This window comes from Flavobacterium sp. N3904 (genome assembly GCF_025947305.1).
In the GTDB taxonomy this organism is placed as follows: domain Bacteria; phylum Bacteroidota; class Bacteroidia; order Flavobacteriales; family Flavobacteriaceae; genus Flavobacterium.
The window spans coordinates 2,794,470-2,808,794 of sequence record NZ_CP110009.1; the positions used below are offsets into that span (position 1 = coordinate 2,794,470).

16 protein-coding genes are annotated in these 14,325 nt (G+C 34.1%); 3 read left to right on the forward strand and 13 right to left on the reverse strand.

Going from position 1 to position 14,325, the window contains the following annotated elements; genetic code table 11:
* Positions 1–29 precede the first annotated feature (29 nt).
* Positions 30–482, reverse strand: a complete 453-nt coding sequence (gene smpB / locus OLM57_RS11885) for an SsrA-binding protein SmpB (protein WP_264563910.1) — start codon at positions 480–482, stop codon at positions 30–32.
* A gap of 70 nt (positions 483–552) precedes the next feature.
* Here smpB and OLM57_RS11890 point away from each other — a divergent pair, with 70 nt between their 5' ends.
* A complete protein-coding gene (locus tag OLM57_RS11890; RefSeq protein ID WP_264563911.1) occupies positions 553–774 on the forward strand; it encodes a VF530 family protein in 222 nt (73 codons plus the stop codon).
* A gap of 3 nt (positions 775–777) precedes the next feature.
* Here the strand turns inward: OLM57_RS11890 and OLM57_RS11895 are convergent, their stop codons facing one another.
* From OLM57_RS11895 to OLM57_RS11910, 4 genes are all read right to left on the reverse strand, one after another.
* Positions 778–1,326, reverse strand: a complete 549-nt coding sequence (locus OLM57_RS11895; RefSeq protein WP_264563912.1) for a DUF3575 domain-containing protein — start codon at positions 1,324–1,326, stop codon at positions 778–780.
* Between the two features lie 140 nt (positions 1,327–1,466).
* Entirely contained in the window at positions 1,467–2,018 is a 552-nt protein-coding gene (locus OLM57_RS11900; protein WP_264563913.1) for a GNAT family N-acetyltransferase, read from the reverse strand.
* Positions 2,018–2,959 carry an alpha/beta fold hydrolase gene (locus OLM57_RS11905; RefSeq protein ID WP_264563914.1) on the reverse strand — a complete coding sequence of 314 codons (942 nt, stop codon included), beginning with the start codon at positions 2,957–2,959 and terminating at the stop codon, positions 2,018–2,020. The genes OLM57_RS11900 and OLM57_RS11905 overlap by 1 nt, the downstream gene beginning before the upstream one ends.
* 63 nt (positions 2,960–3,022) lie before the next feature.
* Positions 3,023–3,874, reverse strand: a complete 852-nt coding sequence (locus OLM57_RS11910; RefSeq protein WP_264563915.1) for an aldose 1-epimerase family protein — start codon at positions 3,872–3,874, stop codon at positions 3,023–3,025.
* A 169-nt stretch (positions 3,875–4,043) separates the two neighbouring features.
* Between OLM57_RS11910 and OLM57_RS11915 the strand changes: the two genes are divergently transcribed.
* Entirely contained in the window at positions 4,044–6,308 is a 2,265-nt protein-coding gene (locus OLM57_RS11915) for a M1 family metallopeptidase (protein WP_264563916.1), read from the forward strand.
* A gap of 105 nt (positions 6,309–6,413) precedes the next feature.
* Here OLM57_RS11915 and OLM57_RS11920 read toward each other — a convergent pair whose 3' ends face one another.
* Positions 6,414–7,454 (reverse strand): agmatine/peptidylarginine deiminase, encoded by a 1,041-nt coding sequence (locus tag OLM57_RS11920; protein ID WP_264563917.1) that lies wholly within the window; start codon positions 7,452–7,454, stop codon positions 6,414–6,416.
* Positions 7,455–7,643: 189 nt separating this feature from the next.
* Here OLM57_RS11920 and OLM57_RS11925 point away from each other — a divergent pair, with 189 nt between their 5' ends.
* On the forward strand, positions 7,644–9,170 hold the full coding sequence (locus OLM57_RS11925; protein WP_264563918.1) for a choice-of-anchor I family protein: 1,527 nt from the start codon (positions 7,644–7,646) through the stop codon (positions 9,168–9,170).
* 111 nt (positions 9,171–9,281) lie between these two features.
* On the opposite strand, the gene OLM57_RS11930 is transcribed toward OLM57_RS11925, so the two are convergent.
* The 7 genes from OLM57_RS11930 to OLM57_RS11960 all read right to left on the reverse strand — a co-directional run bounded on the left by OLM57_RS11930 (position 9,282) and on the right by OLM57_RS11960 (position 14,006).
* On the reverse strand, positions 9,282–10,169 hold the full coding sequence (locus OLM57_RS11930; protein WP_264563919.1) for a carbon-nitrogen hydrolase: 888 nt from the start codon (positions 10,167–10,169) through the stop codon (positions 9,282–9,284).
* A gap of 175 nt (positions 10,170–10,344) precedes the next feature.
* Positions 10,345–10,998, reverse strand: coding sequence for an NADPH-dependent F420 reductase (locus tag OLM57_RS11935; protein WP_264563920.1), 654 nt, complete (start codon positions 10,996–10,998; stop codon positions 10,345–10,347).
* Positions 10,999–11,106: 108 nt separating this feature from the next.
* Entirely contained in the window at positions 11,107–11,511 is a 405-nt protein-coding gene (locus OLM57_RS11940; RefSeq protein ID WP_264563921.1) for a VOC family protein, read from the reverse strand.
* Positions 11,512–11,558: 47 nt separating this feature from the next.
* Positions 11,559–11,924, reverse strand: a complete 366-nt coding sequence (locus tag OLM57_RS11945) for a DUF2200 domain-containing protein (RefSeq protein WP_264563922.1) — start codon at positions 11,922–11,924, stop codon at positions 11,559–11,561.
* A 28-nt stretch (positions 11,925–11,952) separates the two neighbouring features.
* Positions 11,953–12,345, reverse strand: coding sequence for a DUF1801 domain-containing protein (locus OLM57_RS11950; RefSeq protein WP_264563923.1), 393 nt, complete (start codon positions 12,343–12,345; stop codon positions 11,953–11,955).
* 36 nt (positions 12,346–12,381) lie between these two features.
* Positions 12,382–12,780 (reverse strand): VOC family protein, encoded by a 399-nt coding sequence (locus tag OLM57_RS11955; protein WP_264563924.1) that lies wholly within the window; start codon positions 12,778–12,780, stop codon positions 12,382–12,384.
* Positions 12,781–13,379: 599 nt separating this feature from the next.
* Positions 13,380–14,006 carry a hypothetical protein gene (locus OLM57_RS11960; RefSeq protein ID WP_264563925.1) on the reverse strand — a complete coding sequence of 209 codons (627 nt, stop codon included), beginning with the start codon at positions 14,004–14,006 and terminating at the stop codon, positions 13,380–13,382.
* Between the last annotated feature and the right edge of the window lie 319 nt (positions 14,007–14,325).

Genomic DNA, 14,325 nt, shown 5'->3' on the forward strand with positions numbered 1-14,325 from the left:
TTATAAGATTAAATTTTGTATCAAAAGTGTTAAAAAGCCTTTTTTATTCTATCCAAATCCCGTTTGGTATCCTGTTCTTTCAACGATTCCCTTTTATCATAGGTCTTTTTACCTTTACAAAGTCCAATTTGTAGTTTGGCCAATCCTTTTTCGTTGGTAAATAATTTTAGGGGGACAATAGTTAGCCCTTTGGCTTGAACACTTCGCAACAAACCTTTCAATTCTCTCTTATTCAAAAGTAATTTGCGTTCGCTTCTCGCTTTGTGGTTGAATTGATTTCCAAAAGTATATTCTTCAATATAAGTATTGATGGCAAAAAGTTCGTTACCGCTAAATTCACAAAAACTTTCAGTAATATTTGCCTTTCCCAATCGAATGGATTTAATTTCGGTTCCAGCCAAAACGATTCCCGCCGTAAAGGTTTCAATTATTTCGTAATCAAATCGAGCTCTTTTATTGAGTATGTTAACAATTTTTTGCATAGTTGGGCAAATTTAGGAACAAATTAATGAAAGACCAATTGTTTTTAGGAAAATACCATAAATTTGCAAAATGGAAAAGCAACAATCAAAAGACCCGCTTCACGGCATTACACTTCAAAAAATAGTGGAAACATTAGTTGAATATTATGGGTTTGATACTTTGGGTGAACTCATTAAAATTAAATGTTTCAATGATAATCCAAGTATAAAATCGAGTCTTACTTTTTTGCGTAAGACCGATTGGGCAAGAAAAGAAGTGGAAGAGTTATTTAAAAGTTTAAAAAACAAATAGTTGTTATAATTTATATGATAACATTATACCACCTCTGTAAGGCAGCCATTCTCCGCTTTTGTTAAGATGTACAGCTTTTTCATATCTGTCGCCTGAACTGATATAATAGCCTTTATAAAAACCTTGATGCCAGCCCCCGCCTACAAAAAAATCAAGCATAAAGTGATTGCTTATTTTTTTTTCATATCCAATTGTAGCTCCAAAAAAATAGCCAAAGCCCTTTTCATATTTATCAGTATTTAAATAATTCCATTTTTGAAAATTATAGATAGTCATCCCAGTATTAGCCCCAGCATAAAAGCCACTGTATTTTTCTTTAAAATGATAGCGATATTCAGATGTAAAAGTGTAAAATTCTTTTGGTACTCCATTGACTGATTTCCAAAATGAGGCAACTACATCAAATTGGAAAGTTGATTTTTTACCTATACTTGTTTCAATTCCAAAATTTGGGACTAAAATAAATGCAGAAACGATATTTGTTTTAATATAAGTTTGGCTTTGAATCTGTATAGAAAGCATTATTAAAATGACAAAAATTAAGTTTTTCATATTATTATAGTAATGGATTTTTTTATACTGGTTTTTTAAAAAAATAAGTTAATAAATTATCAATGAATTTGTTTTTTTTGAGTTTACTATATTTATTAGACTTCGTTTAACTAAGTATAGTTGGATAAATACATTAATCTTTATTTATTCAAAATAGAATAGATCATAGAGTCCAGAAAACGACCTTCGTAGAATTCATTTTCAATCAAATGTGCCTCTTTTACAAAACCATTTTTCAATAAAACCTTTTCTGAACCCTTATTTTCAGGATCCAAAATAGCTTCTATAGAATGCAGTTGCATTTCTTTAAAGCCATATTCTACAACCTTTTGTAAAGCTTCCGATATAATTCCTTTTCCATTGTATTCCGGAAATAGCATATAACCCACTTCAGCTCTATAGTGTTCGGCTTTCATTCGGTAATACCCAATAATACCCAAAAGTTTTCCGGGTTGGTCATGAAAGTATATTCCCCAATTGATACCAATGCCATTTTCTATTTTGTCGTCAAACATAGCAATAAGTTCTAAGGCCTCTTCTTTGTTTTTAAGATAAGGTCTCGGAATGTATTTCATAACTTCATCATTCGAACGCAAAGCCAGAATAGCATCGGCATGATTGGTATTGACTTGTCTTAATGATAAACGTTCTGTTTTAAGATTAGGAAAAGGGTTAAAGTTGATGTGTAACATTATTCGTTTTTATTTAAAAATTCGACAATTTTTTTATTTATAATTACGGGTTGATCAATAGACATAAAATGTCCTGCGTTTTTGATAACAGCGGTTTCTGCATTTGGAACAAATTTATGCACTTTTACAAATATTTTTTCATTATTTACAATATCATGATCGCCAATCAAAACCAGCACAGGAATTGTGAGTGTTTTTAACTCCTTTTCGGAAAAGGGCAACATGTTTAGTAATCTGGGTCTGCTATTGCCGTATTTGTAAGCAAGATAAAGTTGATTTTTAAAAACACTGTTGATGTTGTCAGGACAATAGGAAAAGACGTCGAAAAATTTATTGGTGCTTTTTTCACTTGGAAATAGCTTTAGATTTATCCCGTAAAGGACTTTTCCTAAGTTTGCAACTCCTCCAAAAGTTTGTGCAGGACTTAATAAAATTATTTTTTTAATGCCGTTGTTGGGCTGTAAGGCTAAATAAGTTACCATCCATCCACCTCTTGATACTCCTAATAGATTAATATTTTCCATTTGAAAGTGTTTGAAAATTTCATTGTAAAATAATGCGGCATGTTTATTGCTTAATTTTATACAATTTGAAACCGATTTTCCTGCTTCCAAAGGATAGTCAATGGCATAAACTCTATATTCTTTACTTAGTTCTTTTATGTTAGGATACCACATTGTCGAGCTGGCATCTGTACCAGGAAATAAGACCAAAGGCTCTCCAGTTTTTGGACCACTCATGATAATGTGTGCCATCCCATAATTGGTCATTACATCTGTTTCTTCAAATGGCACATCCCATAATTTTAATGTATTGTCGTAGGAGTTGATATACAATGCTTTTTTATTAGAAGAATCAAAAACGAAAAAAGGAGTTATTTTGTTGCTGGAACAGCTTAGTAATAAGATAATTATAAGTGGTAAAAAAATGAAATTACGCATGGATTTTTGTTTACGAATTTCGTTTTTTTACTTTTATCTAAGTTTTATAGTTTTTTAAATTTCTTATATAATTACTATGCTAAAAGCAGATTGGAAAACTGCATTTGCATCTAAAAGCTGTATTCCCTCTTTTTTTAAAATATCACCAAATTTTTCGATAGTGTCAGAATAGCCATACCAAGGTTCAATACAGATGAAAGGAGCATTTGAGGGAGTCCAAATTCCTAAATCAGGAAAATTAGGGTAACACACTTTCAATATCGGTTTTGATTTTTCTAAAATGGTTATCGATTTTGAAGTTATTTTTTTGAAAACTAAGGCGTCATTTTCAAATAATTTATAATTCAAATGCAATTCGTTTTTGTCTAGTGGAAGATTATTGGTGGTATTCGAAATCAGACCTTCATCCAATAAATAATAGTCTAAAGATTCTTCTTTTTCAAAAGCTAAACTGTAATTTTCAAAATTTCCCGGCAAAGCAAATGCGGGATGCGCTCCAATAGAAAAAGGCATTGTTAATTCTCCATTGTTGAATACTTTGTATTCTATTTTCAATGATTTATTTTCCAAGGTATAAATCAAATGCAATTCAAACTGAAACGGATATTTTTTTAAAGTTTCTTCAGTCGCCTTCAACAAAAAAGTGGCACTGCTCTCTTGTTTGTCAATCAATTCAAAATCCATTTCACGAGCAAATCCATGACGGGATAAATGATAGTCGGAATTATCATATTGATAGGTATTATTTTTTATAGTCCCCACAATTGGAAAAAGAATAGGGGAGTGCTTTCCCCAAAATGCAGGATTTCCTTCCCAAATGTATTCTTTATTCGAATTGTCCTTTAAGGAAAACAATTCGGCTCCTGTATGTTTTATTTGTGCGGTTAAAATCGAGTTTGTAATAGTTGTGATCAAAATTTAAATCCGTTTTTTTTAATTAATATTATAATGTAAAGATATTTTATAATTTTCAGTTTTAAATAGAAATAGAGCAGATTATATTAAAAATAACTGATTAAATTCTCAATTTTAAGTGAAAATTTGATTTTTTTTCCATTAATTTGCTAGGTAAAACATTAAATATATGAAAAATATCCGTTTCAAAGCCATGCTGCAACTGGCTTTATTAATAGTAGTTACAATATCTTGGGCACAAGAAGCCCCAATTGACTCAACTGCTAAACCAATTTCAAAGTATGATTATCATGATGCCTTTGCTCCATTTTTTTATATGAATAATGGATCTACTACTCGTTCTGCAGGAGGTCAACCAGGTTATGAGTATTGGCAAAACAGAGCCGATTATCAATTGATGGCAAAATTGAATGAAAAAAATAACGAAATAGTCGGTTCTGCCATTATTACGTATACCAACAATAGTCCCGATAAAATGTCGTTTGTCTGGATGAATTTGGATCAAAATTTATTCAAATCCGATTCCAGAGGAAATGCTGTTATTCCATTAAATGGTAGCCGTAATGGTGCCCGTGGAGAAATTTTTGACGGAGGTCATAAAATCAAATCCGTAAAAGTAGTAAGTACTTCAAAAGGAAAATCGGTTGAAAGTGAAGCTAAATACTCTATTACTGACACCAGAATGCAAGTTTTTCTTTCGGACGATTTAAAATCAAAAGGGGGAGTTGTGAAAATCAAAATTGATTTCTCTTTTATTTCGCCAAAAGAAGGATCGGACAGAATGGGAGTTTTAGATACTAAAAATGGTAAAATTTTTACTATTGCACAGTGGTATCCACGCATGTGTGTGTATGATGATTTAAGAGGTTGGAATACTAATCCATATTTGGGAGCTTCTGAGTTTTATTTAGAGTATGGCGATTTTGATGTGAATATTACTGTGCCTTCAAACCATGTTGTGGTTTGTTCAGGAGAACTGTTAAATCCAACAGCTGTATACACAGCTACAGAACAAAAACGTATTGCCGAAGCCAAACAAAGTGAAAAAACGGTAATGATTCGCACCGCTGAAGAAGTGGCAGCCAATGCATCAAAAGCATCAGGATCTGATAAAACTTGGCATTTTAAAATCAAGAATGCACGTGATCTCTCATGGGCATCTTCACCGGCATTTATATTGGATGGAGCAAGAATTAATTTGCCAAGTGGAAAAAAATCTTTGGCATTATCGGCTTATCCGATAGAAAGTGCGGGTAAAGAAGCATGGGGACGAGCTACAGAATATACCAAAACTTCGATTGAAAATTATTCCAAAAGATGGTTTGAATATCCTTATCCTGTTGCAACCAATGTGGCTGGAAATGAAGGTGGAATGGAATATCCCGGAATTGTTTTTTGCGGATGGGAATCCAAAGGAGAAGATTTGTGGGGGGTGACCGATCATGAGTTTGGTCACGGTTGGTTTCCTATGATTGTGGGTTCTAACGAACGTTTATTCGGTTGGATGGATGAAGGATTTAATACTTTTATTAACTCATTGAGTTCTGTTGATTTTAATAATGGAGAATATAAAAGCAAGGTTACGGATCTTCATCAGAATGCTGAATATTTTACAGACCCAAAGACTGAAACCATCATGAGTTCGCCGGATAATATGAAAGAAAGAAACATAGGACTTTTGTGTTATTTCAAACCAAGTTCAGGTCTTATTGTTTTAAGAGAACAAGTTTTGGGCCCAGAACGTTTTGATTTGGCTTTTAGAACGTATGTAGAGCGTTGGGCTTTTAAACACCCGGCTCCAGACGACTTTTTTAGAACGATGGAAAATGTGAGCGGAGAAGATTTAAGCTGGTTCTGGAGAGGTTGGTTTGTAAACAACTGGCGTTTGGATCAGGGAGTAAACAGTGTCAAATATGTAAAAAATGACCCTGCCAAAGGAGCAGTTATTACTATTGAAAATTTTGATAAAATGGTCATGCCAATTGTATTGGATGTTAAAACAAAAAGCGGGAAAGTGACTCGTGTAAAATTGCCTGTGGAAATATGGCAACGTAATATTGACTGGTCATTTAAAGTTAACACTACTGAAGAAATAGAAAGCGTAGTTATTGATCCAGATCATGTATTTCCAGATAACAATGAAAGCAATAACACATGGACAGCAGGTAAAGGTGTAATCGAAAAAGATATCATTTTAGACGCTTATCTTGGCAAATTTTCTACCAAAGCAGCTCCTTTGAAAATAGAATTTACAGAGAAAAACAGCGTGCTTTTTGCAGAGATTACAAACTATCCTAAGTTTTCATTGACACCGATTGGTAAAGACACTTTCGAGTCTAAAGAAGCGGGTGTTACTTTTCAGTTTAACGAAGCAAAAACTGGATTTGACATGATCATAAGTGCAGACAAAAAAATACCTTTTACAAGAGACTAAAAGTGATTTTTTGAATAATAAAAAAGACTTGCAGTATTCTTCTGCAAGTCTTTTTTTGTTTTAATTATAATTTTAAATATTTTTTTTTAGAGTTAAGAAAATTACTTACTCTGGAATTTGCTGACTCAAGCAATGTAAAGTCCCAAATCCCCAAATAAAATCAATAGCACTGATTCCGATGATTTCTCGATCAGGGAAACATTCTGCTAAAATATTCAGGGCAACTCTGTCATTTGCATCATTGAATGTTGGAACCAAAACACAGTTATTCAAAATTAAGAAATTGGCATAACTGGCAGGTAATCGCAATCCATCAAAATCGATTCGTTTTGGCATTGGCAAGGCCACTATAATTGGACTTCTACCATTTTCTAGTTTGGCATTTTGAAGTCTTTTTAGATTGTCTTGCAACGGTTTATAGTTGTTGTCATTTGGATCCAATTCGACTATGGTCACAATCGTGTCTTCATTTACAAATCGGCATAAATCATCGATATGTCCGTGGGTGTCATCACCCTCGATTCCGTCACCTAACCAGATTACATTGGTAACTCCCAAATATTCTTTGAAAACCGCTTCGTAGTCTTCTTTGGTGAAACCTTGATTGCGAACCTGAATATTGGGATCCATCAAACATTCTTCGGATGTTAACAAAGTGCCGCGTCCGTTTACATCAATGGCGCCACCTTCAACAATTACGGGTTTGCCTTTGTATATCACTTGAGTAACAGGAATATTTAATGCTTCTCCAACTTTGTTTGGAACGTGTTTGTCCAGATTGATGTTTTTGTATTTGGCCCAGCCGTTAAAATTAAAATTTAGTGCTTCTCTTTCAGTACCATTTTTTACAATAATCGGACCAGAATCGCGCATCCAACTGCGATTGGTTTTATGAACTATAAAAGTCACATTTTCAAAATGCACATGTGCTTCTTCTAATAGTATGGCTACTTTTTCTTTTTGATTTTCATCGGCAACAACCAAAAAAACAGTTTCAAAATTGGCTACTTTCTTGATAAATTCAACAAATGCCCATTGAATGGCTTCGTATTTTCCCGGCCAATCTTTTCCGTTGTGAGGAAAACACAATAAAATTCCTTGTTGTTTCTCCCATTCTGCGGGGAAACGTCTCGTAAGTGTAGTCATAGTAAATGCAAATTGTAATGCGTACAAAGATAATCAAACAGTGGGATTAATAAATAGTATCGATGGTTACATTTTTTTGTGGATGAAATAAAATTGGGATGAATAGTTATGTTAAAGATTTTATAATGTTCCCGTAATAAGTGCCGAGAATTTGAAAGTTATTTTTGAAAAAACTTAAAACAAACCATAATGATCAAGAAAAGTATAACTGTATTTGCAGCAATGTTATTAATTGTAAGTTGTCAAAACAATAGCGATTCCAATGAAACTCCTGAACTAGTAGTAAACGAAAATCCTTCTACTTTCAAAGAAATTGGGACATTGACTATTGGAGGAACTGGCGCTGCTGAAATTAGCACCTATGATGAAACTTCCAAAAAATTATTTACAGTAAATAATAGCAGTGCCAATAAAATAGATGTAATTGATCTTTCAGATCCTACAAAACCTGTTTTGATTGCCAGTATTGATTTGGTCCCATATAATGGAGCGGCCAATAGTGTTTCTACTTTTAATGGAAAATTGGCAGTCGCTTTAGAATCCAAATCAAATAAACAAGATCCAGGTAAAGTTGTCGTTTTCGATACTTCGAATTATGCTTTAGTTAAAGAAATTACTGTAGGTGCATTACCTGATATGATTACCTATTCGAAAGACGGTAAATTCATAATGACGGCTAATGAAGGTGAGCCAAATGATACGTACTCACTTGATCCAGATGGATCAGTTTCGATTATTGATGTTGCTTCAAGTTATGCGGTAACAACTTTAACTTTTGGCAGTTTTAGCGGTCAATTAGCCGATTTAAAAACCAAAGGATTCAGAATAGCAAGTCCAACCAATAATTTTGCTGCCGATATCGAACCAGAATATGCTACTATTTCAGCTGATTCAAAAACGGCTTGGGTTACTTTACAAGAGAACAATGGAATTGCAAAAATTGATTTAGCAACAAAGAAAATTGTACAGATTTTCCCTTTAGGATATAAAGATTATAATTTGGCCGAAAATGCTTTGGATATAAGTGATAAAGATGGAGGTGTTGCTTTTAATCCTTGGAAATTAAAAGGAATGTTTCAACCCGATGCCATCAGCAATTTTGAAGTGAATAATGTTCAGTATATTGTTACTGCAAATGAAGGTGATGCCAGAGAATACAGTGCTTTTGTTGATGTTAAACGAATTAATAATGTTGCAGTACTATTAGACCCGACAATTTTTCCAAATGCTGCGGTGCTAAAAGCGGATGCAAGTATGGGAAGATTGAATATCAATACCAAAATGGGAGATACCGATGGTGATGGTGATTTTGATGAGTTAGTGGGATTTGGTGCACGTTCATTTTCAATTTGGAATGGACTTACAGGGCAATTGGTTTTTGACAGTAAAAACGAATTGGACAAAAAAGCTCAAGAATTTGGTGTTTATGATGATGCACGAAGCGATGACAAAGGAGTAGAACCGGAAGCGGTTTATGTAACTAAAATGGGAGATAAACAGATTCTTTTTATAGGATTAGAAAGAGCTGATGCTTTTATGGTGTATGATGTGAGTAATCCAATAGCACCAAAATATTTGCAAACCATAAAAACAGGAGATGCTCCAGAAGGTTTACTGTTTATTCCTGCCTCCAAAAGCCCAAACAAAAGAAGTTTGGTTGTCGTAAGTAGCGAAGGAGATGGAACTATCAAAATATTTCAACCCGATTTGAATTAGGGTTAGTTACTAAGATTATAAGAATCTTAGAGTTGTTTCTTAAAAAAAATCTACCAAAAGTAAAGATATACTCTTGGTAGATTTTTTATTTATAATTGTTTGATAAAACAATTAGTCTATTGCTCGTTTGGTAATATCTCCAAAGGCATCGATTCTTCTGTCTCTAAAGAAAGGCCAGTTTTGACGCACATTTTCCTGTAAATCCAAATCTACTTCAGCAATCAGGATTTCTTCTTTATCGTGGGAGGCTTGTGCCAAAATTTCACCTTGTGGACCCGCTATAAAGGATGATCCCCAAAACTGAATTCCGGCAGTTCCTTCAATATATTGTTCCAAACCTATTCTATTGGCAGCAGCTACATATACACCATTGGCGACAGCGTGCCCTTTCATAACGCTCATCCAAGCGCCGTGCTGGTTTTCGCCATATTGTTCTTTTTCTTGTGGATGCCATCCTATTGCTGTTGGATAAAATAATACTTCAGCACCTTGCAAAGCAGTTAAACGAGCTGCTTCCGGATACCATTGATCCCAACAAATTAAAGTTCCGATTTTTCCTTTTTGGGTTGGAATCGTTTTGAAACCTAAATCCCCAGGAGTAAAATAGAATTTTTCATAAAAATGAGGATCATCCGGAATGTGCATTTTACGGTACAATCCTGCTTCAGATCCGTCAGTATCGATGATGTATGCACTGTTGTGATAAATTCCTGCCATTCTTTTTTCGAAGAAAGGAACGATAATTACCACTCCCAATTCTTTTGCCAAAGCACTAAAAGCGATAAACGATGTGCTGTACAATGGTTCTGCCAAAGCAAAATTATCCACATCTTCACTTTGACAAAAATAATGACTGCTGTATAATTCCGGTAACGAAATCACTTCAGCTCCTTGTTTGGCAGCATCACGTACCCAACTCAAGCATTTTTTAAGGTTGTTTTCGGCAACGTCGTTTAAATTCAATTGAATGACTGCTATTTTGTATTTCTTATTTGACATGGTAAAAAAATTAGACTGCAAAAATAGTTATTTTTATAAAGAGTAGCGGTACTGACTTTTGGATTTTTTTTAAGCTCCAAGTTATTGTCTATGTAGAATGTAAATGTAAAATGCCTTCGACAGAACATATCTTACAGAAGGCATTTTAAATAATGATTTTATAAACGATTGTTTTTTAATTGACAACTTTAATGCTGAAAGTTCCCATAGTGACTCCCCAAATTTTCCACCACAATTGGAGCATTGCTTCAGTACCTCTAGAGCCTGTAATATCACCCAAATCGATAATGGCTTCTTCTTTCCATCCAATTTCTTTTAGCAAATTTCTCACTATGCTTTTGGCTTCCTCATCATTGCCACATATAAAATTGGTATGATCTCCATCATTGAGCATGGAGGGAATCATCATCAGGGTGCTCCACATGGTGTTTAGAGTCTTTACCACTTTGGTATTCGGAAAGACTTTTTGAATTTCTTCTCCCAATGAATTGGTGTTGCAAAGTCCCGGAATTAAACTAAATGTCATTCCTTTGCTCGTATCGATAGGGTTAGAAATGTCAATGAGAATTTTATTGATAATTCCATTGCCCGCTTGCCGCAATGCCTCAATCGCAAATTCACCTTTAACACAATTGAAGATGATTTCTCCAAAAGTTGCCGCTTCTTCAAAAGTACCATTACTGGCATTTTTGTCAAATTTATTTACAAATTCAATTGCTTTTTCGTTGGTTTTACTTCGGGAACCTATCATTACTTGATGACCTAATTCAATCAATTTAGTGGCTATTGTTGTGCCAACGGCTCCAGTTCCTAAAATTGCTATTTTCATTATGATTTTTTATGAATTGTTGAGTTATAAAGTTAAAAAAATAAACCAAGTAGACAAGATAAATATGAAGTTTATTGTTGTTTATACTAGATATTTTCTGTTTTCGAATCAGGGTTCCCAGAGTTCGATTTTGTTGCCTTCTGTGTCCATAATATGCACAAATTTACCATAATCGTAAGTTGCAATATCGTTTAGTACAGTCACTCCGTTTTCTTTTAGTTTACTTACCAGGTCTTCAATGTGCTGAACACGGTAATTAATCATGAAATCTTTTTTGGAAGGGGAAAAATAGTCGTCTCCTTTTTTGAAAGGGCTCCACTGAAGCGATTCGATTTCGTCTGGTTTTGTACTATTTCTGGATTCAAAAGTTGATCCCCATTCATTGACTTCAAGTCCCAAATTTTTGGCATACCACTCTCTAGTTTCCTGCGGGTTGTCTGAAAAAAAGAAAATACCGCCAATTCCGGTTACTTTTGGTGTTGTTTCGTCTGATTGATTTTTAGAGTCTTCCATTTTATTTGTGTTTTATTATACTATAATTCTATCGTTTGCAAATAGGTTTAAGCAAGTCGCAAAATCTTCTCCATCTTACGGCCTTTAGCCAATTCATCTACTAATTTGTCTAAATATCTGACTTGTTTCGTCAGCGTATTTTCGATTTCTTCCACCCGATAGCCGCAAATTACGCCAGTAATGAGGTGAGCATTGGGGTTTATGGAAGCATACTGAAAGAAGTTTTCAAAAGTTACTTTTTCGGCAATAAATTCTTGCTGTTTCTTTTCGTCATAATTGGTTAACCACTTTATTACCTGATGCAGTTCTTCTTTTGTTCTACCTTTTTTCTCGACCTTTGCGAGATAAAGCGGATATACCGAAGCGAATGTCATTTTGGCTATTCGCTCATCATGATGGCTTGTATTGTTCATTACTTGTGATTTAATTCGCACTTTCCTTTTATTTCAGCCTTTCTAATTGTCCTTTTCTTTTTACTATATTTTTATAGTCCCATTGAATGTCTCTGGATTTTTTGAGCCAACGTTTTAAATCATTTGTTTCAATTTCAGAAACAGTACTGTAGAATATGGAGGCGTCTTTAAATTTTTGACCTTTTGCGCTTAAAGATTCCTCTTCAAAGTCGGCACCGCTCCAAAACATCAATCGCAGACCTGCTTTTTGTTTGCTGTAACCAACAATTGGATTTCCGCCTAAAAACCAAACAGGGTGGGCGTGCCAAACTTTACTTTCGGCTTCGGTCAGTTCGTTATCAATGATTGCTGCAAGCTGGTCACAAATTTCTTTGTCGACCAAAGTTTGTCTTTCATTGTATGCTTTAATTTCTGGATTCATTTTTGTCTCGATTATGTTGTGTTGTCTAGTGCTGTCTTACCATAACTTTTTCTGTATTTGCCAATAATGTCCAAAAGGATCTTTGAACATTCCTTGTCTATAACCATAATCGTGGTCTGTTGCAGGACTTATTTCTGTTGCTCCTGCCTGTATGGCTCTATCCATTACTTTATCTACATCTGGGACAAATAAACCAATAACTGCAGTTAATCCATTTGTATGTATTGGTTCAAGCGCATTAAACCATTTCATTGTTTCGTGCAGGTGAAAAATGGCACCGTCGATTTCCAATTCAGCAACGTGGATGCTGCCGTCATCGTTGCGAAAACAAAAATGTTCTGTTGCCCCGAATTTTGTATAAAAATCAATGTTCATTGTCCCATTGGGAATATGCAGTTCGGGAGCAAAGTGTGTGGTATTGTCTTTTGTTGTCATACTGTTTTTGTTGTTATCTGTCTAAACATTGTAGGTAAGGTTCCTATTGCAAGGTTTTGCAAGTTTTGTAAACGAGTATTTGAGCTAAACGAAAATACGAATTAAAAAGTAAATTTCTATATATTTATACACTCACAGCAGATATTGTTTTGCTTTTATGACTTATTTGTATCTCTTTCTGCAGTGACAAGTTTTCTTTCCGCAGTTAGGAGTTTTCTCGTCGCAGTTGTGAGTTTTCTTTCCGCAGTTACGAGTTTTCTCGTCGCAGTTGTGAGTTTTCTTTCCGCAGTTGCAAGTTTTCTCGTCGCAGTTACGAGTTTTCTTTTCGCAGTTACGAGTTTCCTCGTCGCAGTTGCGAGTTTTCTCGTCGCAGTTGCAAGTTTTCTTTCCGCAGTTACGAGTTTTCTCGTCGCAGTTGTGAGTTTTCTTTCCGCAGTTACGAGTTTTCTCGTCGCAGTTGCAAGTTTTCTTTCCGCAGTTGTGAGTTTTCTTTCTGAGATTTTCTTATACTTTCAGTATTTGCAATGATCTAGGATAGAATAAAATAGGATTAAAAAACATTAATTCTACCAAAGTCCCATATCTTGCCAAAATGCTGGTTAGATACCATTTTTGTTGTTTCTAAATTCTTTGAATGAAAAATAGTTTATAAGAATTTGATTGCTCAAAAGCATATAGTAACCAAATTTAATTTGTGCAATTTCTTCCAGATATTCAGCCATATAGAATAGTATTAATGGAATAATTAACAAACAAAAATTGCTAATGCTAAGAATGAAAATAAGCTTGAACTTTTCTTTATATGATAGATATACTGAAAGTAAACACAATGCGATAACAATCGTAAAAGGTAAATAAATCATTTGTGATGCATCTTTGAGAAATTCACTTCCAAGTTCATAGCCATTTGATGTCATTTCTGATTTCCGCTTGTTAAATAAATTTATGGCAGTAAGCTTCTTTTCTCGTAACTCATCGAATGATAAATGATATTCCTTAATGGAATTTGAATCCTTTGCAAGGCTAACTTTTTCAACTGTTATTTTTTCAGGATGTGGACTATCTGATGTTGATACGGTAATTTGTGTGATTTCGGATAATGGGCCACCTTTTAAATACGGATTTTCAATAATATTTTTATCAGAACAAGTTTGAAAAAATGGAAAGAAGAGAATCAATAAACTAAATAAGGAAAGTCTTCTGATAATAGTACTTGCTGTGATCATGAATTATATATTTTGATTCTTTTAAATAGAATGTAACTTATTTATTGTTTTATAATACTTTATCACTGCATCTAATCTCGGTGAGTTTGCATTATGATTACAGTAAATGTATGTATTTAATTTTAATGTTAAACTCGCGCTATTAATATTCACAATAAAGCATCATTCCAACTGAAAAAATGAATTTCTCTTTTAGCCCCGATAGCAGTGAAAATCCTCTCTCGTTTTTTTTACGAGAGAGATTGTAACGGATAGCGGGACAATCGTTGATGAAATAGCAAATACTTCTGCTCCCAAAAATTAAACAGCAACCCCATAA

What these genes read in the sequence shown, in the direction of transcription:
- OLM57_RS11920 (WP_264563917.1), bottom strand. Translation starts at nt 7,454, where the DNA reads ATGACTACACTTACGAGACGTTTCCCCGCAGAATGGGAGAAACAACAA.
- OLM57_RS11945 (WP_264563922.1), bottom strand. Translation starts at nt 11,924, where the DNA reads ATGAACAATACAAGCCATCATGATGAGCGAATAGCCAAAATGACATTC.
- OLM57_RS11955 (WP_264563924.1), bottom strand. Translation starts at nt 12,780, where the DNA reads ATGACAACAAAAGACAATACCACACACTTTGCTCCCGAACTGCATATT.
- OLM57_RS11930 (WP_264563919.1), bottom strand. Translation starts at nt 10,169, where the DNA reads ATGTCAAATAAGAAATACAAAATAGCAGTCATTCAATTGAATTTAAAC.
- OLM57_RS11940 (WP_264563921.1), bottom strand. Translation starts at nt 11,511, where the DNA reads ATGGAAGACTCTAAAAATCAATCAGACGAAACAACACCAAAAGTAACC.
- smpB (WP_264563910.1), bottom strand. Translation starts at nt 482, where the DNA reads ATGCAAAAAATTGTTAACATACTCAATAAAAGAGCTCGATTTGATTAC.
- OLM57_RS11915 (WP_264563916.1), top strand. Translation starts at nt 4,044, where the DNA reads ATGAAAAATATCCGTTTCAAAGCCATGCTGCAACTGGCTTTATTAATA.
- OLM57_RS11890 (WP_264563911.1), top strand. Translation starts at nt 553, where the DNA reads ATGGAAAAGCAACAATCAAAAGACCCGCTTCACGGCATTACACTTCAA.
- OLM57_RS11950 (WP_264563923.1), bottom strand. Translation starts at nt 12,345, where the DNA reads ATGAATCCAGAAATTAAAGCATACAATGAAAGACAAACTTTGGTCGAC.
- OLM57_RS11935 (WP_264563920.1), bottom strand. Translation starts at nt 10,998, where the DNA reads ATGAAAATAGCAATTTTAGGAACTGGAGCCGTTGGCACAACAATAGCC.
- OLM57_RS11900 (WP_264563913.1), bottom strand. Translation starts at nt 2,018, where the DNA reads ATGTTACACATCAACTTTAACCCTTTTCCTAATCTTAAAACAGAACGT.
- OLM57_RS11925 (WP_264563918.1), top strand. Translation starts at nt 7,644, where the DNA reads ATGATCAAGAAAAGTATAACTGTATTTGCAGCAATGTTATTAATTGTA.
- OLM57_RS11905 (WP_264563914.1), bottom strand. Translation starts at nt 2,959, where the DNA reads ATGCGTAATTTCATTTTTTTACCACTTATAATTATCTTATTACTAAGC.
- OLM57_RS11960 (WP_264563925.1), bottom strand. Translation starts at nt 14,006, where the DNA reads ATGATCACAGCAAGTACTATTATCAGAAGACTTTCCTTATTTAGTTTA.
- OLM57_RS11895 (WP_264563912.1), bottom strand. Translation starts at nt 1,326, where the DNA reads ATGAAAAACTTAATTTTTGTCATTTTAATAATGCTTTCTATACAGATT.